Annotated in this window: 21 protein-coding genes; 8 read left to right on the top strand and 13 right to left on the bottom strand. The window is 69.2% G+C overall.

Annotation, left to right across the window (positions count from 1 at the left end; translation table 11 throughout):
* The first annotated feature begins 16 nt into the window (after nucleotides 1–16).
* A complete protein-coding gene (locus tag KE274_RS11920; protein WP_211544023.1) occupies nucleotides 17–610 on the top strand; it encodes a TetR/AcrR family transcriptional regulator in 594 nt (197 codons plus the stop codon).
* A complete protein-coding gene (locus tag KE274_RS11915; protein ID WP_211544021.1) occupies nucleotides 607–2,064 on the top strand; it encodes a glycerol-3-phosphate dehydrogenase/oxidase in 1,458 nt (485 codons plus the stop codon). Before KE274_RS11920 ends, KE274_RS11915 begins: the two co-directional genes overlap by 4 nt.
* 29 nt (nucleotides 2,065–2,093) lie before the next feature.
* Here the strand turns inward: KE274_RS11915 and dxs are convergent, their stop codons facing one another.
* The 5 genes from dxs to dut all read right to left on the bottom strand — a co-directional run bounded on the left by dxs (nucleotide 2,094) and on the right by dut (nucleotide 8,970).
* Nucleotides 2,094–4,034, bottom strand: a complete 1,941-nt coding sequence (gene dxs / locus KE274_RS11910; RefSeq protein WP_211544019.1) for a 1-deoxy-D-xylulose-5-phosphate synthase — start codon at nucleotides 4,032–4,034, stop codon at nucleotides 2,094–2,096.
* A 158-nt stretch (nucleotides 4,035–4,192) separates the two neighbouring features.
* Nucleotides 4,193–7,027: an aconitate hydratase gene (locus KE274_RS11905; RefSeq protein ID WP_211544017.1), complete on the bottom strand. Its 2,835-nt coding sequence runs from the start codon at nucleotides 7,025–7,027 to the stop codon at nucleotides 4,193–4,195.
* A 154-nt stretch (nucleotides 7,028–7,181) separates the two neighbouring features.
* The gene (locus KE274_RS11900; protein WP_211544015.1) at nucleotides 7,182–7,919 is read right to left on the bottom strand and encodes a DUF3159 domain-containing protein; all 738 of its coding nucleotides are present in this window, start codon (nucleotides 7,917–7,919) and stop codon (nucleotides 7,182–7,184) included.
* Nucleotides 7,916–8,503: a DUF3710 domain-containing protein gene (locus tag KE274_RS11895; protein WP_211544013.1), complete on the bottom strand. Its 588-nt coding sequence runs from the start codon at nucleotides 8,501–8,503 to the stop codon at nucleotides 7,916–7,918. The genes KE274_RS11900 and KE274_RS11895 overlap by 4 nt, the downstream gene beginning before the upstream one ends.
* Nucleotides 8,500–8,970, bottom strand: a complete 471-nt coding sequence (dut, locus tag KE274_RS11890; RefSeq protein ID WP_211544012.1) for a dUTP diphosphatase — start codon at nucleotides 8,968–8,970, stop codon at nucleotides 8,500–8,502. The genes KE274_RS11895 and dut overlap by 4 nt, the downstream gene beginning before the upstream one ends.
* A gap of 3 nt (nucleotides 8,971–8,973) precedes the next feature.
* Here dut and KE274_RS11885 point away from each other — a divergent pair, with 3 nt between their 5' ends.
* On the top strand, nucleotides 8,974–9,447 hold the full coding sequence (locus KE274_RS11885; RefSeq protein WP_249186309.1) for a DUF3093 domain-containing protein: 474 nt from the start codon (nucleotides 8,974–8,976) through the stop codon (nucleotides 9,445–9,447).
* Nucleotides 9,448–9,518: 71 nt separating this feature from the next.
* Here KE274_RS11885 and KE274_RS11880 read toward each other — a convergent pair whose 3' ends face one another.
* Nucleotides 9,519–9,812, bottom strand: a complete 294-nt coding sequence (locus KE274_RS11880; RefSeq protein WP_025103572.1) for a DUF4193 domain-containing protein — start codon at nucleotides 9,810–9,812, stop codon at nucleotides 9,519–9,521.
* A 198-nt stretch (nucleotides 9,813–10,010) separates the two neighbouring features.
* On the opposite strand from KE274_RS11880, the gene sepH reads away from it, so the two are divergent.
* Nucleotides 10,011–11,054, top strand: a complete 1,044-nt coding sequence (gene sepH, locus KE274_RS11875) for a septation protein SepH (RefSeq protein ID WP_211544010.1) — start codon at nucleotides 10,011–10,013, stop codon at nucleotides 11,052–11,054.
* Between the two features lie 26 nt (nucleotides 11,055–11,080).
* On the opposite strand, the gene KE274_RS11870 is transcribed toward sepH, so the two are convergent.
* Nucleotides 11,081–12,202 (bottom strand): alkaline phosphatase family protein, encoded by a 1,122-nt coding sequence (locus KE274_RS11870; RefSeq protein ID WP_249186308.1) that lies wholly within the window; start codon nucleotides 12,200–12,202, stop codon nucleotides 11,081–11,083.
* Nucleotides 12,203–12,246: 44 nt separating this feature from the next.
* Between KE274_RS11870 and KE274_RS11865 the strand changes: the two genes are divergently transcribed.
* Complete coding sequence (locus KE274_RS11865) at nucleotides 12,247–14,688, top strand: DNA gyrase/topoisomerase IV subunit A (protein WP_211544008.1); 2,442 nt, start codon at nucleotides 12,247–12,249, stop codon at nucleotides 14,686–14,688.
* 50 nt (nucleotides 14,689–14,738) lie between these two features.
* On the opposite strand, the gene KE274_RS11860 is transcribed toward KE274_RS11865, so the two are convergent.
* On the bottom strand, nucleotides 14,739–16,850 hold the full coding sequence (locus KE274_RS11860; RefSeq protein WP_431806131.1) for a DNA gyrase/topoisomerase IV subunit B: 2,112 nt from the start codon (nucleotides 16,848–16,850) through the stop codon (nucleotides 14,739–14,741).
* 182 nt (nucleotides 16,851–17,032) lie between these two features.
* Between KE274_RS11860 and KE274_RS11855 the strand changes: the two genes are divergently transcribed.
* On the top strand, nucleotides 17,033–17,251 hold the full coding sequence (locus KE274_RS11855) for a DUF7455 domain-containing protein (protein ID WP_136033021.1): 219 nt from the start codon (nucleotides 17,033–17,035) through the stop codon (nucleotides 17,249–17,251).
* A 32-nt stretch (nucleotides 17,252–17,283) separates the two neighbouring features.
* Here KE274_RS11855 and KE274_RS11850 read toward each other — a convergent pair whose 3' ends face one another.
* Both KE274_RS11850 and KE274_RS11845 read right to left on the bottom strand, forming a co-directional pair.
* Nucleotides 17,284–18,324 carry an alanine racemase gene (locus tag KE274_RS11850; RefSeq protein WP_211544006.1) on the bottom strand — a complete coding sequence of 347 codons (1,041 nt, stop codon included), beginning with the start codon at nucleotides 18,322–18,324 and terminating at the stop codon, nucleotides 17,284–17,286.
* Complete coding sequence (locus tag KE274_RS11845) at nucleotides 18,321–19,019, bottom strand: alanine racemase (RefSeq protein ID WP_307872202.1); 699 nt, start codon at nucleotides 19,017–19,019, stop codon at nucleotides 18,321–18,323. The genes KE274_RS11850 and KE274_RS11845 overlap by 4 nt, the downstream gene beginning before the upstream one ends.
* An 83-nt stretch (nucleotides 19,020–19,102) precedes the next feature.
* Between KE274_RS11845 and KE274_RS11840 the strand changes: the two genes are divergently transcribed.
* The gene (locus tag KE274_RS11840) at nucleotides 19,103–20,119 is read left to right on the top strand and encodes a sugar-transfer associated ATP-grasp domain-containing protein (RefSeq protein ID WP_211544004.1); all 1,017 of its coding nucleotides are present in this window, start codon (nucleotides 19,103–19,105) and stop codon (nucleotides 20,117–20,119) included.
* Between the two features lie 58 nt (nucleotides 20,120–20,177).
* Here KE274_RS11840 and KE274_RS11835 read toward each other — a convergent pair whose 3' ends face one another.
* The 3 genes from KE274_RS11835 to KE274_RS11825 all read right to left on the bottom strand — a co-directional run bounded on the left by KE274_RS11835 (nucleotide 20,178) and on the right by KE274_RS11825 (nucleotide 23,218).
* On the bottom strand, nucleotides 20,178–20,870 hold the full coding sequence (locus KE274_RS11835) for a coenzyme F420-0:L-glutamate ligase (protein ID WP_211544002.1): 693 nt from the start codon (nucleotides 20,868–20,870) through the stop codon (nucleotides 20,178–20,180).
* The gene (locus tag KE274_RS11830) at nucleotides 20,870–22,108 is read right to left on the bottom strand and encodes an RNA polymerase sigma factor (RefSeq protein WP_211544000.1); all 1,239 of its coding nucleotides are present in this window, start codon (nucleotides 22,106–22,108) and stop codon (nucleotides 20,870–20,872) included. The genes KE274_RS11835 and KE274_RS11830 overlap by 1 nt, the downstream gene beginning before the upstream one ends.
* Before the next feature lie 168 nt (nucleotides 22,109–22,276).
* Entirely contained in the window at nucleotides 22,277–23,218 is a 942-nt protein-coding gene (locus tag KE274_RS11825) for a proteasome assembly chaperone family protein (protein ID WP_211543998.1), read from the bottom strand.
* A gap of 114 nt (nucleotides 23,219–23,332) precedes the next feature.
* Between KE274_RS11825 and KE274_RS11820 the strand changes: the two genes are divergently transcribed.
* Nucleotides 23,333–24,808: a leucyl aminopeptidase gene (locus KE274_RS11820; protein ID WP_211543996.1), complete on the top strand. Its 1,476-nt coding sequence runs from the start codon at nucleotides 23,333–23,335 to the stop codon at nucleotides 24,806–24,808.

Here is a 24,808-nt window from a genome sequence, read left to right as displayed (position 1 = left end):
TACAGTGTGACACATCATGGAAGAACGTCAACCCGCGGTTGCGATCCCGTCCTGGGAACCGACGCAGAACAGAGTCCTCGACGCGGCGGACGACCTCCTCGTGCGTGCCGGCGTCCATGGCGTCACGATCGCCGCGCTCGCCCGCCGCTCGGGCCTCAGCCGCCCGACCATCTACCGCACCTGGAGCGACGCGGACGATGTGGTGCGGGCGGCTCTGCTGCGACGCGTCGGGCGGCTCATCGATCGGCTCCCCGCGATCGCGGAGTCCCGGGCGGCACTGGTCGACGACGTCCTCGCCTTCATCGCCCTGTTCCGCGCCGACGAGGTGTACGGCCGGCTGCTCGACGAAGAGCCGGAGGCGTTCACGCGGTACACCCTGCAGCGGGTCGGATCGAGTCAGCGGCTCATCCTCGACTGGCTGACCGCGGCCATCGAGCGAGCTCAGACGCACGGGTCGGTGCGGACGGGAGCACCCGGCGAGATCGCCGTCATGCTGCTGCTCATCGCGCAGTCGGCCGTCCTGTCGCATGGGACCGTGGCCGACCTGATCGACGAGACCGCGTGGGAACGCGAGCTCCGTGCCGCTCTGGACGGGCATCTGCGGCCATGACCGCACCGGCCACCGCCCTCGACGCCGCCCGCCGCCGACGCGATCTCGTCGCCGCAGCGGAAGAAACCTGTGACGTCCTGGTGGTCGGTGGCGGCATCACGGGCGTCGGCGCGGCCCTCGATGCGGCCTCCCGAGGCCTCCGCGTGACCCTCATCGAGGCGGAGGACCTCGCGTTCGGCACGAGTCGCTTCAGCTCGAAGCTGGTGCACGGTGGGCTGCGATACCTGGCGACCGGCGATGTCGCCACCGCCAACGAAAGCGCGCTCGAACGCCACCTGCTGATGACCGCGATCGCGCCGCACCTCATCCGTCCACTGCCGCAGCTCCTCCCCTTCGCGCCCGGGGTGACCATCCGCCAGCGCAGCGCGGGTGCCGTCGGCATGGCCCTGGGCGACGCTCTGCGACTGCACGCCAGGACGCCGCGTCGCGTCCTCCCCCCGCCGCGGCTCGTGGGGGCGAGCGAGGCCGCCCGCCTGTTCCCCGCACTGCATCGTCGCGGCCTGCGCGGCGGCGTGCTCGGATTCGACGGGCAACTGGTCGACGACGCCGCCCTCGTCGTCGCGGTCGCGCGCACGGCCGCCGGACTCGGGGCACGCATCCTCACGCGGGTTCGGGCCGGACGGCTGCACGCCGACGGCGCGACGGCCGAGGACGCGCTGACGGGCGAACGGCTCGAGCTCCGCGCTCGCGCCGTGGTGAACGCCACGGGGGTGTGGGCGGGCACGCTCGACGACGGCATCCGGGTGCGCCCGAGCCGCGGCACCCACATCGTGCTCGACGCGGCCGCCCTGGGCCACCCCACCGCGGCCCTGACGATTCCTCGAGAGGGATCGATCAGCCGCTACGTGTTCGCCCTCCCTCAACGGCACGGCCGCGTGATCGTGGGACTCACGGACGAGGAAGCACCCGGCGCGATCCCCCGCGTCGCCGCCCCGACCGATGCGGAGATCGATGCGCTCCTCGAGACACTGAACCGGTTGCTCGCGCAGCCTCTGAACCGGAACCACGTCCGCGGCGCCTTTGCGGGATTGCGGCCACTGGTCGACAACGGGGCGGTCTCCTCGGCAGACGTCTCGCGGCGGCACCTCGTGCGCGCCTCGACCGGCGGATTCGTGTCGGTGCTGGGAGGGAAGCTCACGACCTACCGTCGGATGGCGGAGGACGCGGTCGACCTGGCACTGCGCCATCGCGGCATCGCGGCACCCGCCAGCCGGACTGCGACCCTACGCCTCGTGGACGACATGGCGGTGCGGTGGAGCGCCCCGGGCCGCGCGACGGCGCCTCCCGAGCTCTCTCGCGCCGAGGTGGAGTTCGCGGTGCGACGTGAGGGTGCCCTCACCGCGGACGACGTGCTGGAACGGCGAAGCCGCCTGGGGCTCGTGGCGTCGGATGCCGAACGAGCCCGCCCGGCCGTGGCGCGCATCGTCGCGGAAACCCTCGCCGACCTCCGCTGAGCGGCCGCGGTGCCCCGACCACGCCCGAGTCAGTGGCGCTCGTGCAGCGGCAGGTCGATCGTGCCGGTCTCCCCCGCGTGACGCGCTTTGGGGATGCGCGTCCCGAGCACCTGCGCCACCACATCCTGCGCGATCTTCGAGGCCGTGAGCCCCGCATCCGCGAGGATCTGGTCACGCGAGGCGTGATCGATGAACTCGTCCGGGAGTCCCAGCTCGTCCACGGCCGTGTCGATCCCGGCCTCGCGCAGCACCTGGCGGACGCGCGTGCCGATGCCGCCCACGCGGATACCGTCCTCGAGCGTGATGACGAGGCGATGCCGTGCGGCGTGTTCGACCACCGAAGGCTGAACGGGGATCGCCCACCGCGGGTCCAGCACGGTGGCGCCGATACCCTGTGCGCGCAGACGGTCCGCCACGTCGAGGGCGAGCTCGGCGAACGGGCCGATCGCGACGATCAGCACGTCCTCGCTCTCACCCCTGGCCAGCACGTCGACACCGTCGGCGAGCCGTTCGATCGCCGGGAGGTCGGGGGCGACCTCTCCCTTCGGGAACCGGATCACGGTCGGGGCGTCGTCGACCGCGACCGCCTCGTCGAGCGCCTCCGTCAGCCGCACGCCGTCGCGGGGCGCCGCGATGCGGATGTGCGGGACGATCTGCAGCATCGCGAGGTCCCACATGCCGTGGTGGCTCGGACCGTCGGGACCCGTGACACCGGCGCGGTCGAGCACGAACGTCACGCCGGCACGGTGAAGCGCGACGTCCATCAGCACCTGGTCGAAGGCTCGCCCCATGAAGGTGGCGTATACCGCCACCACGGGGTGCAGCCCGCCGTATGCGAGCCCGGCCGCGGACGCCACGGCGTGCTGTTCGGCGATGCCCACGTCGTACACGCGGTCGGGGAAGCGCTCGGCGAACGGCGCCAGGCCGGTCGGCCGCAGCATCGCCGCGGTGATCGCGATCACGTCGGAGCGACGCTCGCCCACGCTCACCAGGGCGTCCGAGAACACGTCCGTCCACCCGCGTCCGCCGGAGGACAGCGTCTCGCCCGTCGCCGGGTCGATGCGGCCGACGGCGTGGAACTGGTCGGCGTCGTCGTCGCGCGCGGGCTGGTAGCCTCGCCCCTTCTCGGTGATCGCGTGCACGATCACGGGCGCTCCATACGATTTCGCGAGTTCCAGCGTCTCGAGAAGAGCAGGAAGATCGTGGCCGTCCACCGGGCCCAGGTACTTGATGTCGAGGTTCGAGTACAGCGCCTCGTTGTTCGTGAATCGCGACAGGAACCCGTGCGTACCGCCGCGTACCCCGCGGAACACGGCGCGGCCGACGGGGCCGAACGCGCGGAACAGGCGGTCGGACTTGTGATGGAGGTCCTTGTACGCGGCCGCCGTGCGGACCCGGTTGAGATACCGTGACATCCCGCCGATGGTCGGGGCGTAGGAGCGCCCGTTGTCGTTGACCACGATGACCAGGTTCCGGTCGTTGTCGTCGGAGATGTTGTTCAGTGCTTCCCACGTCATGCCGCCCGTGAGCGCCCCGTCGCCCACCACGGCGACGACGTGCCGATCGGCGCGCCCGGTCGCGGTGAGGGCGCGGGAGACGCCGTCGGCCCAGCTGAGCGAGCTCGACGCGTGCGATGACTCGACCACATCGTGGGGGCTCTCGCCGCGCTGTGGGTAGCCCGCCAGGCCACCGCGCACGCGCAGGCCCGAGAAGTCCTGGCGACCGGTGAGCAGCTTGTGCACGTACGACTGGTGCCCGGTGTCGAAGATGAAGGGATCGTCCGGGGAGGAGAACACCCGGTGCAGGGCGATCGTGAGTTCGACGACGCCGAGGTTCGGACCGAGGTGCCCGCCGGTGCGAGAGACGTTCTCGACGAGGAACGCGCGGATCTCGGCGGCGAGTTCTTCCAGTTGCTCTGGCGACAGACGGTCCAGGTCGCGGGGTCCAGAGATGCTCGGAAGAATGGGCATCTGCGCCTCCTCACAGGCTTCGACAGAGACGCCCGTCACGGGTGCGAGCGCCTACCGATCCTACCTCGGGGACTCGGAGAAACGGCCGAGGACGACGACCCCCTTGACACGCCGAAGGGGCCCGTGTCCGAAGACCCGGGCCCCTCCGACTGCGGCGATCAGACGAGCGACCGCAACACGTACTGCAGGATGCCGCCGTTGCGGTAGTAGTCCGCCTCACCAGGGGTGTCGATACGGACGACCGCGTCGAACTCGATCGGCTGCTTGCCCTCGGGCGAGTGCTCGCTCGGCGTCGCGGTCACGTGCACGGTCTTCGGGGTGACGCCGTTGTTGAGCTCCTCGAGTCCCGTGATCGAGACGATCTCGGTGCCGTCGAGGCCCAGCGACTCCCAGCTCTCCCCCGCGGGGAACTGCAGCGGCACGACGCCCATTCCGATGAGGTTGGAGCGGTGGATGCGCTCGAAGCTCTCGGTGATGACGGCCTTGACCCCCAGCAGGCTGGTGCCCTTGGCCGCCCAGTCGCGCGAGGAGCCGGAGCCGTACTCCTTGCCACCGAACACGACGAGCGGGGTGCCCTGCTCGGCGTAGTTCATGCAGGCGTCGTAGATGTAGGACTGCGGGCCGCCCGGCTGCGTGAAGTCGCGCGTGAAGCCACCCTCCACGACCTGACCGTCGTTGACGGCCGCGACCATGAGGTTCTTCAGGCGGATGTTCGCGAACGTGCCGCGGATCATCACCTCGTGGTTGCCACGACGCGAGCCGAAGGAGTTGAAGTCCTTGCGGTCGACACCGTGCTCGGTGAGGTACTGCGCGGCCGGCGTGCCGGGCTTGATGTTGCCGGCAGGCGAGATGTGGTCGGTCGTGACCGAGTCACCCAGCGTCGCCATGACGCGTGCGCCCTGGATGTCCTTCACCGGGGTGAGCTCCATGGTCATCCCGTCGAAGTACGGCGCCTTGCGCACGTAGGTCGAGTTCTCGTCCCACTGGAACGTGTCGTCGTCCGGCGTGGGCAGGCTGCGCCAGCGCTCGTCACCGTCGAACACGGTCGCGTACTGCTTGATGAACTGGTCACGAGAGATCGACGAGTCGACGATCTCCTGCACCTCTTCCGGCGACGGCCAGATGTCCTTGAGGAACACGTCGTTGCCGTCGGCGTCCTGACCGAGGGCGTCGGTCTCGAAGTCGAAGTGCATCGAACCGGCGAGGGCGTACGCGATGACCAGCGGCGGGCTGGCCAGGTAGTTCATCTTCACATCGGGGCTGATGCGACCCTCGAAGTTGCGGTTGCCCGAGAGGACGGCCGTGACGGCGAGGTCGTGCGAGTTGATCGCCTCGGAGACCTCCTCGATCAGCGGGCCGGAGTTTCCGATGCAGATCGTGCAGCCGTAGCCGACCGTGTAGAAGCCGAGGCCTTCGAGGTCCTTGTCCAGTCCGGACTTCTCGTAGTAGTCGGTGACGACCTTCGAGCCGGGGCCGAGCGTCGTCTTGACCCACGGCTTCTGCTTCAGGCCCTTCTGGCGCGCCTTACGAGCGAGCAGACCGGCAGCGATCATGACCGACGGGTTCGACGTGTTGGTGCACGACGTGATGGCGGCGAGGGTCACGGCGCCGTTGTCGAGGATGTACTTCTCGCCCTCCGGCGTGGTGACCGGCACCGGGTTGGAGGCGTTGACCGGTGCGCCGCTGCTGATGTGCACCGGGCGCGTGGTGGGCTCCTCCTCACCGGGGACCTGCCCGGGGTCGGACGCCGGGAACGAGTGCTTCGACTCGAGGTCGACGATGTCCTCGCTGGTCGAGGGCGCGGCGTAGTTCAGGATGTCCTGCTCGAACTGCGACTTGGCCTCGGACAGCAGGATGCGGTCCTGCGGACGCTTCGGGCCGGCGATCGACGGCACGACGGTGCCGAGGTCCAGCTCGAGGTACTCGCTGAAGACGGGCTCGCGGGACGCGTCGTGCCAGAGCTGCTGCTCCTTGGCGTAGGCCTCGACGAGCGCGACGGCCTCTTCGCTGCGGCCGGTGAGGCGCAGGTAGTCGAGAGTGACGTCGTCGATCGGGAAGATCGCGGCGGTCGAGCCGAACTCGGGCGACATGTTGCCGATCGTCGCGCGGTTGGCGAGCGGCACGGAGGCGACGCCCTCGCCGTAGAACTCCACGAACTTGCCGACCACGCCGTGCTTGCGCAGCATGTCGGTGATGGTGAGCACGACGTCGGTCGCGGTCACGCCGGCCGGGATCTCACCGGAGAGCTTGAAGCCCACGACGCGCGGGATGAGCATCGACACGGGCTGACCGAGCATGGCCGCCTCGGCCTCGATGCCGCCGACGCCCCAGCCCAGCACGCCGAGCCCGTTGACCATGGTCGTGTGGGAGTCGGTGCCGACACAGGTGTCGGGGTAGGCACGGAGCACGCCGCCGACCTCGCGGTCGTAGATGACCTTGGCCAGGTGCTCGATGTTCACCTGGTGGACGATGCCGGTCCCGGGCGGGACGACCTTGAAGTCGCTGAACGCCGTCTGACCCCAACGGAGGAACTGATACCGCTCGCCGTTGCGCTCGTACTCGATCTCCACGTTGCGCTCGAGCGCGTTCTCGGTGCCGAAGAGGTCGGCGATGACGGAGTGGTCGATCACCATCTCGGCAGGCGAGAGCGGGTTGATCTTGTTCGCGTCGCCGCCGAGCGCCGTGACGGCCTCGCGCATGGTGGCGAGGTCGACGATGCAGGGCACACCGGTGAAGTCCTGCATGACGACGCGTGCCGGCGTGAACTGGATCTCGGTGTTCGGCTCCGCCGTCGCGTCCCAGGAGCCGAGCGCCTCGATCTGCGCCTTCGTCACGTTCGCACCGTCTTCGGTGCGGAGCAGGTTCTCGAGGAGAACCTTGAGACTGAAGGGGAGCTTGTCGAAACCGGGCACCGTGTCGATGCGGAAGATCTCGTAGTCGGTGCTGCCGACCGTCAGGGTGCTCTTGGCACCGAAGCTGTTCACCGTGGACACGAATCCGTCTCCTTCTAGTCGGATGGGGAGCGACAGGCGCCTCCATCTTGCTCGCCCGCGCACCCCGGCGGCTAGGAAGGCGGACCTAACCAGTCTGCTCCCCGCGACGCGTGGACGAAAGCCTGCAATTTATCTTGATGTCGAGATAAATCTATCACGCCTCGGCGGCGTCTTCGCGCGACGACGCGCGGGGATACAGAGCACGCACCACCAGCCACGTCACCGCAATGAGCGGCGCGAACAGCGGCAGGCCCATCACGAGCTTGAGCGTCCCGAGAGCCGTGACGTCGCCCGCGAGATAGAGCGGGAACTGCACGGCCAACCGGGCGAAGAACAGGGCAGACCAGGCGATGCCGAGCCAGAAGAAGGCGCGCCGCTTGCGACGGTCGGCACGCCACGCCGTGCCCTCGCCCATGAGGAACCCGGCGGCCAGACCGATCACGGACCAGCCGATCAACGCAGACACGAGGATCGCCGAGCCGTACACCGCATTGGTGATGAGGCCCGGAACGAAGTTGTCCTCGCCACGACCGGTCCACAGCGCCAGCCCCGCGGCCGCCACTGCGGCGATCAGGCCGCCGAGCGCCGCGGAGGGCGGTGACTTCTGCAGCAGTCGCACGATCGTGAAGAGAGCCGCCAGACCGACGGAGACGCCGAGGGGAAGGATCAGCGGCTGCGGACGAAGGGTGAAGAAGACGACGAAGGCGAGGCTCGGTACGACCGACTCGACGATGCCACGCCAGCCACCCATCGCCGACCATACGACCGTGTGCGTGCTCGCGCCCTTTGCAGGATCCAGCCCTGCCTTACGGGCCGCTCCCCCGAGTGCGGCCCCGAGGATCTCGGAAGCCGTCTGCGGGCGCTCGGGGTCGTCGGGGACAGGCGTGGTCACGCCGAGCCCGGGGTCGCGGGCATCTTCAGCGGAATGAGATCGCGCGGCGGCATGGGAGCACCGCCCCGGACCACGACGATCGAGCGGAAGAGATCCTCCACCTTCGCCGCCGCTTCCGGGTCGGAAGCCGCCGCACCACCGATGACTCCACGCAGGAACCACCGCGGGCCGTCGATGCCGATGAAGCGTGCCAGGCGCAATCCCGAGCCCTCGGCCGCGGTAGCGGGCACCTCGGCGAGCAATTCCTTGCCCAGCGGGCCCTCGCGCTCCTCGACTCGGCCGCCCTGCGCCTTCACCTGATCGCGAAGCTGCACGCGAGTCTCATCCCACAGGCCGCCCGAGCGGGGGGCCGCGAACGGCTGCACCTGCAACGAGGACTCCGCGTAGTCGAGCCCGACCGCCACGATCCGCTTCGACTGCTCCTCGACCTCGAGGCGCAGGTTCAGACCTTCGCGCGGAAGGATCTTGATCCCGCCGAGATCGATGTACGGGCGGACCGGATTCGCCTCGGAGTCGTCGAAAGGACCATCGGTGGCGCGGTTCTCCGGCGCCGACTTGGAAGGGGTCGGGTTGCTCTCGCTCATTTCACCTGTCCTGCTTCGTTCGCGGTGGCCTGTGCCTGATAGCCGGTCGATCCGAATCCCCCGTCGCCTCTCACGCTGTCCGGAAGCTCCTCGACCGGGAGGAACCGGGCGCGGGTGACGGGCATGACGATGAGTTGGGCGATGCGATCGCCGACGGCCACATCGTACGCGCTGTGGATGTCCGTGTTGATCAGGCTCACCTTGATCTCGCCGCGGTAGCCCGCGTCGACCGTGCCGGGAGAGTTGACGATGGAGATCCCGTGTTTGGCGGCGAGACCGCTGCGCGGAACGACGAAGGCCGCGTAGCCGTCCGGAAGCGCGATGCGCACTCCGGTGGGAACGAGCGCGCGCTCACCCGGCTCGAGTCGGACCGCCTCCGCGGCCACCAGATCGGCGCCCGCATCACCCGGATGCGCGTAGCCGGGGACGACTGCGGCGATAATGGGGACATCAACGGAATCGGTCACCCCATGAGGCTAATGCAGAACACCGCCACCGCCGCACGCCCCCTCTACCGCGAGCGACTCGCCCCGAGCCTGTGGCTGCTGGTCACGGTCGCGCTCGCCGGCCCCATGGTGTCGCTCATCTTCGTCCCGATCGGATCCACGATCGCGCTCGTTCTCGGCGCGCTCGTCTCCGCGGCTCTGGTCCTCGCCTTCATCAGCCTCGCCCCGGTCGTCTCCGTCGAGGACGGCGTGCTGCGGGCGGGCCGCGCACACATCGACGTCGCCCTGCTCGGCGAACCCCTCGCACTCGACGGCGCCGAGGCCCGGCAGGCCAGGGGGCCGGAGCTCCCCGCGCGAGGGTGGCATCTCATCCGCGGGGGCATCGACGGCATCGTGGTCGTCCCGAACCTCGACGACGCCGACCCCGTGGTGGCGTGGACGATCTCCAGCCGCACGCCCGATCGCCTGGCAGCGGCCATCCGTGCCGCGAAGGCGTGAAGCACCCCGCAACGACAGCGCGCCCCTGACCGAACGGTCGGGGGCGCGTCATGCGTCGCTCGGAGGACTGCTCAGGCAGCGCACTCCTTGCAGATGGGGCCGTCGGGTCCCTCGTGGTCGAGCTGCGAACGGTGCTTCACAAGGAAGCAGCTCATGCAGGTGAACTCGTCCTGCTGCGCGGGCAGCACGACGACGTCCAGCTCGAGATCGGAGAGGTCCGCGCCCGGCAGATCGAAGTTCGAGGGGTTGTCGGAGTCCTCGTCCCCCGTCGTGCCAGACAGCTTGTCCGGCACACGCTCCTTCAGGGCTTCGATCGACTCGGAGTCGTCTTCACTCTTTCGGGGAGCGTCGTAATCGGTTGCCATGCGGTGAATCTCCACTTTCATGGTGCGAGTGGGCGGGTGTGCCGTCGGGTAATCGGCGGCCATAGTTTGMATGACGGTGGGGCATTTCGCAAATGCTCCGCATGCGACAGGGCAAACTCACGGCACGCCCGCGATATTCCCTGCTGCGCGCCCTCCCCCGTGACACCATGAACGCACACCCACCAGAGGGGCATTCGCATGGAAAACGTCACCATCGTCGGCACTGAAGCAGGAGTCCTCGTGCTCGCGACCGAGTCGGGCGAACGCTTCGCGCTGCCCATCGACGACGTGCTGCAGCGGGAGATCCGCCGCGCCACTCGCCAGGCCGAGCCCACTGCGCAGAAGCTCGCCGCGAGCCCTCGCGACATCCAGGCCCAGATCCGCGCCGGCCTCACCGCGTCCGAGGTCGCCGAGCTGCTCGGGATCGCTGTCGACGACGTCGTCCGCTTCGAGGGCCCCGTGCTCGCCGAGCGCGAGCACATCATCGGCCAGGCTCTCGCCGTCCCCGTGCTGATCGGCAGCGAGGTCGAGCCGGACGCGCAGCCCACGTTCGGTGCCGCGGTGCGCGCCAAGCTCGCAGAGGTCGCAGCGACCTCGGAGCGCTGGGCGAGCTGGAAGGAAGACACCGGCTGGATCGTGAAGCTCGAGTTCACGGCCAACGACGTCGATCACGACGCCCGGTGGAGCTTCGACCCCCGCCGCAGCGCACTGTCGCCGCTCAACGCCGACGCCACACAGCTCTCCCGGCAGGGCTCGCTCCCCGAGGGCTTGATTCCCCGACTCCGTGCGGTGGAGGCCGAGCGGACCACCTCGCCGTACAAGGACGACAGCCGCTTCGACTCGGGCGCCTTCGGTCCGCGCCTGGTCCCCGCCCCCGACGCGGACGTCGAGGAGCCGTCCCTGCCCGAGCGGTCCGCCCCCGCCGTGCAGGACGCCGCCATCAACCGTGCTCCGGACTCGAGCGCCCCGAGCGCCGAGACCGCCGACCTGCTCGAGGCGCTGCGCCGCCGCCGCGGTCAGCGCGAGTCCTCGCCCCTGCTCGACGACCAGGACGACAGCCGCGAGGAACCGAGCCCGATCTCGCTCTTCGAGACCTTCGACGAGGTCAGTGAACCGGAGAACCCGGAGCCCACTCCTCAGCGCGCGCCCGCTGAGCCCGCCGAAAGCGGAGGTCGCCGACGCCGCCGCAACGCCATGCCCTCGTGGGACGAGATCGTGTTCGGGGCGCGCACCGACGAGTGAGGTGCCGCTCTCGCCCCCGCTGGACCTCAGCGGGCGAATGCTCCCAGCCGGATGAGCGGAACCCGCGTCTCCTCGTCGGTCATGGCACCGTGCTGCCCGACCATCCCCCGGTTGCGCTGATCCGCAGCGGTTCCGTCGTACACAGCCCAGGCCGCGCGCGCGATCACGAGCACGTCTCCCACTCGGTCTGAGGCGGCAGCGGTCACCGTGGGGCCGAACAGTCCGGCCCGCAACGCCTCACCGCGCGTCACGACGTCGGCGGCGCCCTCCAGCCCCGCGCGGAGACCGGCGATCACCGCACGCTCGTCGGCGTCCGGCTCCAGATACGCATGCAGCATGCGCGGCTCGCCGCCCAAGTGCCGCACGCCCCGCAACTGGGACTCGTCGAGAGCCGCCTGCCGGTGAGCGGGCACGTCGACCATGCCGTGGTCGGATGTCACGATCACGCCGACCCCGGAAGGGACACGCACCCCCAGCGCGGCGTCGAGACGCTCCAGGGCGCCGACCCACTCGGCCGAGGCGATGCCGTACCGGTGTCCCGCCTTGTCCACCTCGGGCAGATAGCAGTAGACGATCGATCCGGGGTGGTCGTGCGCGAGGGCGAACGCCGCCTCGACCCGCTCCTCGGGAGTCGCGGCGGGAACGAACGCCGCTCCGCGCAACGTGGCCTTCGTGAAGCCGCTCGTGGCATAGGCCGCGAGCCCCACGGCGAACGCCTCGTGCCCCGAGGCCACCGCTCGCTCGAACACCGTCGGAACCGGCTGCCACACGAGCGGGTCGAGCCCGTCGCTCTCCCAGCCGCTGAGCTGATTCACGAGCACGTCGCGCTCACGGTCGAGGACGCGATAGCCCACCAGGCCGTGCTCCCCGGGCCAGACGCCCGTCACGAGGCTGGTCAGGGCGGCCGCCGTCGTCGAGGGAAACACGCTGTACGCCACGTCGCGCTTCGTCATCGCACCGGAGAGCCTGCGCGCATGTCCGGCGTGCCCGCGGAGGCTGATCGCCCCGAGCCCGTCCACCACCACGAGCACGACCGACTCCGCGCGCGGAAGCTCCGCGGACTCGCCGCGGAGAGCGGCGCTCAGGTCGTCCGCCACCCCGACGACGCTCCGGGCGCTGGGCGAAGCGGACGGTAGCATGAGGGACATCCGAGCCAGTCTGACACAGGCTCCCGTACGCCCCCAGGAAGTCCATGCCGAAAACCCCGCCGTCCGAGCCTGTCGAGGAACGCATCCAGGACATCGATCTCTCCCACGAGATGCAGGGCTCCTTCCTCGAGTACGCCTACTCCGTCATCTACTCGCGTGCCCTGCCAGACGCCCGCGACGGACTCAAGCCGGTGCAGCGGCGCATCCTGTTCCAGATGGCCGAGATGGGCCTCCGCCCCGACCGCGGCCATGTCAAGAGCGCGCGCGTCGTCGGCGAGGTCATGGGAAAGCTCCACCCGCACGGCGACTCCGCCATCTACGACGCGCTCGTGCGACTCGCGCAGGACTGGGCGCTGCGCGTCCCGCTGGTCGACGGACACGGAAACTTCGGCTCGCTCGACGACGGGCCCGCCGCCGCCAGATACACCGAGGCCCGGCTCGCCGCCGCTGCTCTGTCGCTCACCGAGAACCTCGACGAAGACGTCGTCGACTTCATCCCCAACTATGACGGCCAGTTCCAGCAGCCGGCCGTCCTCCCCGCCGCATTCCCGAACCTGCTGGTCAATGGGGCGAGCGGCATCGCCGTCGGTATGGCGACCAACATGGCCCCGCACAACCTGATCGAGGTCGTCGCCGCCGCCATCCACCTGCTCGAGCACCCGGATGCCACGACGGAAGAACTGATGGAGTACGTGCCAGGACCCGACTTCCCCTCGGGCGGCATCCTCATGGGCCTTGACGGCGTGAAGGACGCGTACACCACCGGTCGCGGAGCGCTCAAGGTGCGCGGCAAGACGTCGATCGAACCGCTCGGTCCCCGGCGCACGGGCATCATCGTCTCCGAGCTGCCCTACATGGTCGGCCCCGAGCGTCTGATCGAGAAGATCCGCGACGCCGTGCAGGCGAAGAAGCTGCAGGGCATCAGCGACGTCACCGACCTCACCGACCGCAACCACGGGCTTCGTGTGGCGATCGGCGTCAAGACCGGGTTCGACCCCAACGCCGTGCTGGAGCAGCTGTATCGCCTGACGCCGCTGGAGGATTCCTTCAGCATCAACAACGTGGCGCTGGTGGACGGACAGCCGCGCACCCTCGGCCTCAAGGAGATGCTGAGCGTCTACGTGGGGCACCGCATCGAGGTGATCACGCGCCGCAGCCGGTACCGCCTCGCCCGTCGGGAAGAACGACTGCACCTGGTCGAGGGACTGCTCATCGCGATCCTCGACATCGATGAAGTGATCCAGGTCATCCGTTCCTCGGACGACTCGGAGCAGGCGCGCACTCGCCTGCGCTCCGTCTTCGATCTGAGCGAACCGCAGGCCGAGTACATCCTCGAGTTGCGGTTGCGCCGCCTGACGAAGTTCTCCCGCATCGAGCTGGAGACCGAGCGCGACGCCCTGCTCGCCGAGATCGCCCACCTGCGCGAGCTGCTCGCCAGCCCCGCGCTGCTCCGCGCCGCCGTCGCCCGCGAACTCGACGCCGTCGCCGAGGCGTATGGCACGCCGCGCCGCACCCTCCTGCTGAACGCCGCTCCCCCGAAGCCACGCGCCGCCAAGGGCGCGGCGGACCTGCAGATCGCCGACGCACCGACCACGCTCGTCCTGTCGACCACCGGTCGCGCCGTCCGCGTCGACCTCGGCGATGGCCAGGAGCTCACGGCACCCACGAGGAGAAGCAAGCACGACGCGATTCTGGCGACGGTCGAGACCACGGTGCGTGCCGAGCTCGGAGCACTCACGAGCAGCGGTCGAGTCGTGCGCTTCTCGCCCGTGGACCTCCCGTCGGTTCCCGCGAGCTCGGTGCAGCTGGCTGCCGGTGCCCCGCTGCGCGACTACCTCGGCATCACCACGAAGGGCGAGCGCGTCCTCGGCTTCGTGCGATTCGACAGCGACACACCGATCGCGCTCGGCACGGCGCAGGGCATCGTCAAGCGCATCGTGCCGTCCGCCCTTCCGGTTCGCCCGGAGCTCGAGGTGATCGGCCTCAAGCCGGGTGACACGGTGGTGGGCGCCGCAGAGTCGCCGGACGACGCCGAGCTCGTATTCCTCACGACCGATGCGCAGCTGCTCCGCTTCGCCGCCGCGTCCGTCCGTCCGCAGGGTGCACCCGCGGGCGGCATGGCCGGTATCAAGCTGGGCTCCGGTGCCGCGGTGCTCTTCTTCGGTGCGGTCTCCGCGGGCACCGACGCGGTCGTGGCGACCGTGTCCGGAGCCGAGAGCATCCTCCCCGGGACCGACCCGGGTCGTGCCAAGGTCACGTCGTTCACGGAGTACCCGGCCAAGGGCCGTGCGACCGGCGGTGTGCGCGCCCACGCGTTCCTGAAGGGAGAGGACCGGCTGACCGTCGCGTGGGTCGGCCCCACCCCCGCGCTTGCCGTGGATCCGACCGGCGCCGTGCGCAAGTTGCCGGAGCCGGGGGCGCGACGCGACGCCTCGGGTCAGCCGATCGACGGTGTGATCGGTAGCATCGGGCGCACGCTCGTCTGACGCTCTGAAGCGAAGCGGGGAGCCCGGTGACCCGGGCTCCCCGCTTCCTCTCAGGCGTCGATGGATTCGCGCGACAGTCGGTCGGCGGAGTCGATGATGAACTCGCGCCGCGGGGCCACCTCGTTCCCCATCAGCAGCTCGAAGACGCGACCGGCAGCCTCGGCGTCCTCCATCCGGACGCGGCGCAGCAGACGACCGGAGCGGTCCATCGTGGTGTTCGCGAGCTGCTCGGCGTCCATCTCCCCCAGACCCTTGTAGCGCTGGATCGGCTCGTGCCACCGCTTGCCCGCCTTGCGGAGCTTCGCCAGGAGCGCGTGCAGCTCCTGCTCGGTATAGGTGTAGATCGTCTCGTTCGGCTTCGATCCCGGGTTGATCACGATGATGCGGTGCAGCGGCGGGACAGCGGCGAACACGCGGCCGTGCTCGATCAGCGGTCGCATGTACCGGAAGAACAGCGTGAGCAGGAGGGTGCGGATGTGGGCGCCGTCGACGTCCGCGTCGCTCATCAGGATGATCTTCCCATAGCGCGCGGCGTCGATGTCGAACGTGCGACCGGAGCCGGCACCGATGACCTGGATGATCGACGCGCACTCGGCGTTGGAGAGCATGTCTCCGACCGAGGCCTTTTGCACGTTGAGGATCTTGCCTCGGATGGGCAGCAGGGCCTGGAACTCGCTGTTGCGTGCGTTCTTCGCGGTGCCCAGTGCGGAGTCGCCCTCCACGATGAACAGTTCGCTGCGCTCGACGTCGTTGGTGCGGCAGTCGACGAGCTTGGTGGGCAGCGTGGACGACTCGAGCGCGTTCTTGCGCCGCTGCGTCTCCTTGTGCGCCCGCGCGGACACTCGGGCCTTCATCTCCGACACGATCTTGTCGAGGAGCTGCGTCGCCTGGCTCTTGTCGTCGCGCTTGGTGGAGGTGAACCGCTGCTGGAGCTCCTTGCGCATAACCTGCGCCACGATCTGCCGCACAGCCGGAGTTCCGAGCACCTCCTTCGTCTGCCCTTCGAACTGCGGCTCCGGCACGTTGACGGTGAGTACCGCGGTGAGGCCGGCGAGCACGTCGTCCTTCTCGAGCTTGTCGTTGCCGACCTTGAGCCGACGCGCGTTCTGCTCCACCTGAGCGCGCAGCACCTTCAGCAGCTCCTGCTCGAAGCCCTGCTGGTGCGTGCCCCCCTTCGGCGTCGAGATGATGTTCACGAACGAGCGGATCCGGGTGTCGTAGCCCGTGCCCCAGCGCAGGGCGACATCGACCTCGCAGACCCGCTCGACCTCGGTCGCGACCATGTGGCCGTCGGCCTGCAACACGGGCACGGTCTCGGTGAAGCGGCCCTCTCCCTGGATCCGCCAGGTGTCCGTGACCGGCGGATCGATCGCGAGATAGTCGACGAACTCGGAGATGCCGCCCTCGTAGAGATACGACGTCTCGACGGGCCCGGTCGGCGCGCCGTCTTCCCCGACCGTCAGGCTCTCAGTGCGCTCATCGCGCACCACGATTTCGAGCCCGGGAACCAGGAACGCCGTCTGGCGCGCGCGCGTCTCGAGTTCGGAGAGTTGGAAAGCCGCGTCCTTGGTGAAGATCTGCCGGTCGGCCCAGTAGCGCACGCGCGTGCCGGTCACCCCGCGCGGGGCCTTGCCGATGACGCGCAGTTCGCTCTTCTCCTCGAACGGAGTGAACGGTGCATCCGGCCGCTTCTCGCCCGAGTCACGGAACACCCCGGGCTCGCCTCGGTGGAACGACATGGCGTACGTCTTCCCGCCGCGGTCGACCTCGACGTCGAGGCGCTCCGAGAGGGCGTTGACCACGGAGGCACCGACGCCGTGCAGCCCGCCGGACGCGGCATAGGAGCCGCCGCCGAACTTCCCGCCGGCGTGGAGCTTGGTGTAGACGACCTCGACGCCGGACAGACCGGTGCGGGGTTCCACGTCGACCGGGATGCCGCGGCCGCGGTCGTGCACTTCGACGCTGCCGTCGTCGTGCAGGATGATGTCGATGCGGGTGCCGTTGCCCGCCACGGCCTCATCGACGGAGTTGTCGATGATCTCCCAGAGGCAGTGCATGAGCCCGGGCGAGCCGTTCGAGCCGATGTACATTCCGGGTCGTTTGCGGACCGCCTCGAGGCCCTCGAGCACCTGGAGATGATGGGCGGAGTACTCGGCATTCACAATCTCCGAGTCTATTCGCGCACCACCCTCCGGCTCCGCCGACACTCCCCGCGCGAGGCCAGTCCACCGCTGACCCGTACGCGCTGAGCGAAACACGCGGCCAACCGGGCATGCCCACAGGGGCGGCGTGGTTGTATTGAGCACGACCACACAACGAAGCCGACACCCGAGGAGGCCCCGAGATGAATGCAACGACCGAACGTGAGACCTCCGCTGTCGAGTTTCGCCTGACCGCCATGGACCGGTGTGACTCCTGCGGCGCGCAGGCATACATCGCCGCCGAGGTCAACGGCTCCGAGCTCCTGTTCTGCGCCCACCACGGCCGCAAGTACGAAGAGAAGCTGCGCAGCGTCGCCACCAGCTGGCACGACGAGACCGCTCGACTCGTCGAGACGGTCTGACCACGCGAGTGGACTGATCCGGACCCGTCGGGTCAGTCCACCGGCACGCGGCGGATCCGCGGGCTCAGGCGGGTGAGGATCTCCTCGCCGACCGTGTCGATCCGCTCGGCCAGAGTCGTCGCCGACGACTCCCCCGCCTCACCAGGACCGAACAGCGTCACCTCATCGCCGACCGACGCTCCCGGCCACACCTCGACCCGCGCGGTGAACGGGTCGATGCGCTCCAGTCTCCGCGTCCCGCCCGGTGTCCCGACCGCAGCACCCGCAAGCGTCGACGGCAGCCCATCGAAAGACCCGAGTTCGATCACCGCACGCTCGTCGTCGACCGCGGTCACGGGTGCCACCAGGGACGCTACGGGACGCACGCCCTCCAGCTCTGGTCCGTCTGCCGAGCGGATCCCGTAGCAGAAGGCTCCGATGCGGGCGACCGTGCCTCGCAACTCCGGGCGCCACCACGATGCCGCGGACGCCGTGAGGTGCAGCGATGTCGGCGTGTCCCCCGACTCCGCGGTCACGCGGATGGCGTCGAGGAACGCAGCCTGCGCCTCGTCGTCGTCTCGGTCGCTCGCCTCGGCGATGTGGCTCCAGACACCGTCCAGCGAGAGCACGCCCGCGGCCTCCGCAGACCGGGCGTGTGCGACGAAGCTCGGCCAATCCTCCGGGAGCACCCCATTGCGGTGCAGCCCCGTGTCGATCTTGAGGTGTACGCGTGCCACGACGCCGAGCGCCTCCGCCCTGGCGACGATCCGGCGCAGGTACTCCTCCGTTCCCACTCCCAGGTCGATGCCCTGGAGCAGCGCCTCGTCGACCTCCTCGTCGGAGGACGTGGCCCACGCGAAGACCCGGGCATCGGGCCCCACCAGTCGGCGTACGTCGAGGCCGCCACGGACGTCGTAGCTCCCGAACGACGTCACACCGGCCACGAGGGCCGTCTCGACCGTCCACGTGAGGCCGTGCCCGTAGGCGTCATCCTTCAGCACGAGCATGAGCTCGCACCCGTCGAGACGAGCGCTGACGGCGGCGATGTTGTCGAGGAGAGCGTGACGACTCAGCCGCAGTTCCGGATGCTTCATGCTTCCCACCCTCGAACGGCGTGCGAGCCGGCGACCGCCACCAGTTCCCCGGGCGACATGTCGGTCACCTCGGACCACCGGATGATCGCCTCCCTGGCGGCACCGGTACCGCCGAAGTAGGTGACTTCCGCGCCGACGGGGGCCGCCGTGCCCTGCAGATCCACCACGCAGACGTCCATCGCGACACGACCGACGATCGGGCGCAGAGCGCCATCGATCTCGACATGGGCGGAGTTGCCGAGCGCGCGGACGACACCCTGCGCGTACCCGCCCGTCACGAGCGCGACCGTGGTGTCACCCGTCGCGCGGAACGTGTAGCCGTAGGACACCGCATCCCCCGCGTGCAGGGGCTTGGTCGACATCACGCGTCCCGTGAGCCGCAGCACGGGCCTCGCGCCGCCGTCCGCTCCGGGAAGGCCGTAGAGGATCGACGGGTCGATGTCCGGCTCACCCGCGGCAACCCCCACGATGCCTTCGAGGCGCAGCATCTCCACTTCGCCCTCGCCGTCCACCCGCACCTCGCGGGCGCCCGCCGCCGTCACGGCGTGGGCCACGGCGAGCAGCCCGTGACCCCATGCGTCACGACGCAGATCGGCCATCGAGCCGCCCGCCCGTACCGCAGCCGCGGCCGCAGCGGTGAGGGCGGAGCGGGAGATCATCGCTCGGGGAAGCGCACTCGAGGTCGTATCACACACGTCTTCCAGCCTAGCTTCCGCGTTCCGGGGACCCGCTCGGGCTCCCCCGTAGACTGGAGGGCATCCCCAACCTCCGGAGCTTCATGTCACGTCTTTCTCTCGCGCCCCGCATCCGTTACCTCCTCGGCCGTGCCCGCCGCATCGACGTCGGCTCCGTGGTCGAGCGAGCGAAGGAGGCCTCCGCGCAGCATCGCAAGCCGGTTCCGGCGATCGTCGTCGACATGCTGTGGTCCGCCGCGCGGCACAACGTGGGGTTCCAGGACTACATCGACTACGACTTCGCGATGCTGACGCGCGCCGAGCGTGAGACCTACATGACGCACCCGGTGTCGAACCAGCTATCGCAGAAGTACGACCACCCCGAGTTCCGATGGATCTTCCAGGACAAGATCGAGTTCAACCGGAAGTTCTCGGAGCACCTGCATCGCGAATGGATGGTGGTCGAGGAGGGTAACGCCGCCGAGGTACGCGCGCTCACGGAGCGCCTCGGCACGATCGTCACGAAGGAGCCCGTGGGACAGGCCGGGACGGGCGTCCATCGGTACCACGCCGCCGACATCGACGACTGGGACGCGTTCCACCGCGGACTGCTGAGCCGCGGCGAGCTGCTCATCGAAGAAGTCATCCGCCAGCACGACGACCTCGCCGCGGTGTGTCCCGGCACGGTCAACACGACGCGCGTCACCGCGTTCTTCGACGGCGAGCGAGCCCACATCCTCGCGATGGCTCAGAAGTTCGGCCGCGGAGAGGTGAGCGATCAGATGACCTTCGGCGGTTTCTACACGATGCTCGACGAGAACGGGCACGCCGTCGGGGCAGGGTATGACTCGCACGGGCACGTGCACGAGACGCACCCCGACTCGGGCTTCCGCATCGCGGACTTCCAGCTGCCGTACATGGACGAGGTGCGCGCGTTCATCGACCGCGTGGCCCGCGTCGTGCCCGAGGTGCAGTACGTCGGCTGGGACGTGGTCGTCACCCCGGACGGCCCCGTCCTGGTCGAGGGCAACTGGGGCGCCGGCGTCTACGAGAACAAGCCGAGCGTCACGGGAATCCGCACCGGTCACAAGCCGCGGTATCGCGAGGTCATCGGGTTCTGACCCGCGCACACGACAATGCCCCCGGAGCGATCCGGGGGCATTGTCGTACAGAGAGCGCTCAGACCGCGCGGACGATGCCGAGCGGTGTGGACTCCAGGCCCTGGCCCAGCGGGTTGTCGCCGAGGATGCGCACGAGACGCGCCTCGCCCGTCTTGTCGAGCGTCGAACCCAGGATGTTGCCGCCGAGGTCGTTGATGTCGACGACCGCGACCTCGGCCTGGCCGCCGATCAGTCGCTTAAGCCGCGCGGCGACGCCGTCCGGATCCTTCGGGCCCAGCACCACAGCCTGGTTGTACGGCGGGATGGTGTGCTTCGTCGGACCGTCGATCGCCCGTGCCTTGTCCCCCGCGATCCGGTAGAAGTCACCCTTGCGTCCGAACGCCTTCGTGACCGCCGCCACGGCGGCAGCGAGCAGGATGCGCGGCGTGCCGCACTCGCGCAGAGCCATCTCCATGGTCTCGGGCATTCCGAGGCCGATGCCGTACGGCGTGCGCGTCACGTACTTCGACAGGAACAGCGCGAGCTTGCGAGGCTTGATCTCGTCGAGCCGGTACGAGCGACCCTGCGTGATGGCCACGATCTTCTCCGTGACGAACAGCAGGTCGCCGGGTCGGACGGCATCCTTCGCATACTCGGTGATGACCGCGTCGAGGTCGTCGTCCGGCATGATCACGCGGGTGCGCAGCGGAATCCGCGCATAGCTCTTGCCGTCGACGCTCGTCTCGAGCGCCTTACCCTCGTTCGCCTGCATCACTCGAGGTAGTCCCGCAGCGACTGCGAACGGCTCGGGTGACGAAGCTTCGCCATGGTCTTCGACTCGATCTGGCGGATCCGCTCACGGGTCACGCCGAACGTGTCGCCGATCTGGTCCAGCGTCTTCGGCTGACCGTCACCCAGGCCGAAACGCATGCGGATGACGCCCGCCTCACGCTCCGAGAGTGAATCGAGCAGCTGCTCGAGCTGGCGCTGCAGCATCGTGAAGCCGACCGCGTCCGCGGGAACGACGGCCTCGGTGTCCTCGATCAGGTCACCGAACTCGCTGTCGCCGTCCTCGCCGAGCGGTGTATGCAGCGAGATGGGCTCGCGACCGTACTTCTGCACCTCCACGACCTTCTCCGGGGTCATGTCGAGCTCACGGCTCAGTTCCTCCGGGGTGGGTTCGCGGCCCAGGTCCTGCAGCATCTGCCGCTGTACGCGCGCGAGCTTGTTGATGACCTCGACCATGTGGACCGGGATGCGGATCGTCCGGGCCTGGTCGGCCATCGCACGGGTGATCGCCTGCCGGATCCACCACGTCGCGTAGGTCGAGAACTTGAAGCCCTTGGTGTAGTCGAACTTCTCGACGGCGCGGATCAGACCGAGGTTTCCCTCCTGGATCAGATCCAGGAACTGCATGCCGCGGCCCGTGTAGCGCTTGGCGAGCGACACCACGAGGCGCAGGTTCGCGCCCAGGAGGTGGCTCTTCGCCCGCTGACCGTCACGGGCGACCCACTGCAGGTCGAGCCCGAGCTGGCTCGACTTCTCGGCCGGGGTCATCGCGGAGAGCTTCTCCTCCGCGAACAGCCCCGCCTCGATGCGCATCGCGAGCTCGACCTCTTCGGCCGCGTTCAGCAGTGCGACCTTACCGATCTGCTTCAGGTAGTCCTTGACAGGGTCCGCCGTGGCGCCGGTGATCTGGGTCGAGTAGACGGGGACGTCTTCGTCGTCGTTCGACGAGATGACGATCGCACCCGTGGGCAGCGGCTCGGTGAACGCCGGCTTGGCGTCCTCCTCCTCGTCGTCCCCGGTGGTCTCCTCGGCGGAATCCGTTACGGCGTCGTCGTCCTCGACGACCTCCTCGGACTTCTTCTTCTTTCCTCCACCGCGCTTCGCGGCAGCACGCTTGGCGGGCGCGGCCTCGTCGAGGTCCTCGACCTCGAACTCGGCGTCGGGCGTGGGTTCTTCGGCGGCCTTCTTCGTCCGTGTGTTCTTCGTCGTGGCAGGAGTCACGTTTCGCCTTTCACGGAGCCGATCGCGGGCCCCGGGACATTTCGGACACTAGTAAGACCCTTGTCAAGTCCAGCGTTCGAAAACGCCGATTGACAACGGGTCAGACTCCTAGTATCGCACACGTGTGGCGCTCCGGATGCAATCCGGCGAAGTTCTCGCTGAACCGCGTCAGCCGCGACCGGGCTTGTCCTCGTCGCCGGACGGTCGCGTTGCCAGATAGCGCTCGAGCTCTGCCGCCAGTTCGTCGGCGCTCGGCAGGTCCCGCTCGCTGAAGCCACCCTCGTCGTAGCTGTCGTCCTCAGGGTCGCGTCCCGCCATGTACGCGTCGTATCGGCGTTCGAGATTGTGCACCATCTGCTGCAGTTCGTCGTTCGCTGCGACCTGCTCGTCAACCCGGGCGATGTAGTCCTCGCGGCGCTCGCGCACGGCGTCGAGCATCAGCACGAGTCCCGTGGACGCCATGAGCTTCTCGGCGGCGGCGCTGACCGCGTCCGGGTTCTCCGTCTCGGCGAGGTAGTGCGGCACGAGCAGCACGAATCCGACCACCCGCTCGCCGCGCTCGGCGAATCGGTACTCCAGCAGGTGGCCCGCGGTCGCGGGCACCTGGGTGCGCGGCCGCCACACCGAGTGCGACACCACCAGATCGCGGCGGTTACCGCTGACCGTTGTTCCAATGGGCCGCGTGTGCGGCACGGGCATCGCGATCGAGTGCACCCAGTGCAGGCCCGACACTTCGTACTCGGCGGCCAGATCGAGCACCGTCTCGGCGAAGGCGTTCCAGGCGAAGTCCGGCTCGTACCCGGCGAGCAGCAGGAACGGGCGGCCCAGCGCATCGGTCGCGAGGGACAGCTCGAGCCGCGGCGGGCGGAACTCCGTGAGGTGGTCCTGATCGAAGGAGATCACCGGGCGGCGCGCGCGGTAGTCGAGGAGCGCGTCGTTGTCGAACACCACCAGCGGCTGCGGCGACGTGGACTCGCGGAGGTGGTCGATCAGCCCGGACACCGCGCTGCCCGCATCCGTGAAACCGGTCAGGAGCACAACGAGGGGCACTCCGTGCGGCACGGCGGGTGCGTTCGCGACGCGTTCGTGGATCTCTCCGGAGAAGGGCATGAGTCCATGCTACGAGCAGGTCTCGACGAGGGGCCCCGAGCCGTCTCGCTGAGAGCGAACACGCGGGGCGCGGCCCGACCGCGGGCTCGCAACGGTGCTCATAGGATGGAAGGCATGACGCTTCCCGTGCTCTCGCACACCACTGATCAGTTCCCTGGAAGCGCTGCCGATGCCGCAGTGCTCGTCGTCCCCGATCTCTCGGATTCGGCCGAGTCCCTGACGGACTACCCCGGCCTCGCCGACGTCCTCGCGGGCATCGGCTTCACCGGCGCAGCCGGCTCGTTCGCGCGCGTCTACGCCCCCGACGTGACCACCCTGCCGTTCGCGGTGATCGGGGCGGGACGCGAGATCGACGACACGGCCGTGCGCAACGCCGCCGGCGCGGCACTGCGCTCCCTCACCGGATTCACGCACGTGGCCCTCGGACTTGCGGCCGGACTGGAGTCGCACGCCTCCGCCGCCGCCGAGGGCGCCGTGCTGGGCGGTTATCGCTTCGAGGGGTATCGCACCGAGAAGGGCAAGCCCCGCGCCGAGAAGGTGACCGTCCATGCCGAACTCGACGACGAGACCGTCGCGCGCGCGCAGACCATCGGCGAGGCGGTGGCGCTGATCAAAGACCTCGTGACCGTTCCGGCGGAGTGGCAGAGCCCCGCACAGCTCGCCGAGAGCGCGGCGCAGAGCGTTGTCGGCCTCGACGTGGCCGTCGACATCCTCGACGAGAAGGCGCTGGCCGAGCAGGGCTTCGGCGGCATCCTCGGTGTCGGCCAGGGCTCGGATCGCCCGCCGCGTCTGGTGCGCCTCGAGTACGCGCCAGCCGATGCCACGCGTCACATCGCCCTGGTCGGCAAGGGCATCACGTTCGACACCGGTGGCCTGTCGCTCAAGCCGGCCGCATCGATGGTGGGCATGAAGTTCGACATGGCCGGGGCCGCGACCTCACTCGCCGCCCTGCGCGCAATCGCCAGCCTCGGCCTTTCGGTGCGGGTGACCGCATGGCTGTGCATCACCGACAACATGCCGTCCGGTCGCGCACTCCGCCCGGGCGATGTCATCCGCATCCTCGACGGTACGACGGTCGAGGTCCAGAACACCGACGCCGAGGGCCGCCTTGTCCTCGCGGACGGCCTGGTCGCCGCAAGCCGTGAGCACCCGGACGTCATCCTCGACGTGGCGACCCTGACCGGCGCCATCGTCGCCGCTCTCGGCCACCGTCACACGGGCGTGTTCGGCGACGACAGCACGGTGGCGGAGTTCCTCGCCGCCGCGGCTCGCGTCGGCGAGCCGGCATGGCACATGCCTCTGCCCTCGTACATGGAAGAGTCGCTCGAGTCCCCGATCGCCGACCTTCAGAACGCGAACATGGGCGACCGGATGGGTGGCGCGTCGTTCGCCGGCCTGTTCCTGCGCCGCTTCGTCGGACGAGTGACGGACGCCGAGGATGCTGCCCGCATCCCCTGGGTGCATCTGGACATCGCGGGCTCCGGCGAACACGCCGGCGCGCCCTACGGCTTCACGGAGAAGGGCCCAACGGGGGCGATGGTCCGATCGATCGTCGCCTTCGCCGAAGCAGCATCCCACACGGAGGCATGA

This window comes from Microbacterium paraoxydans (assembly GCF_018224615.1).
In the GTDB taxonomy this organism is placed as follows: Bacteria; Actinomycetota; Actinomycetes; order Actinomycetales; family Microbacteriaceae; genus Microbacterium; species Microbacterium paraoxydans_B.
The sequence above is the reverse complement of the archived record's forward strand: the minus strand, read 5'-3'. Positions and strand labels throughout refer to the sequence as shown.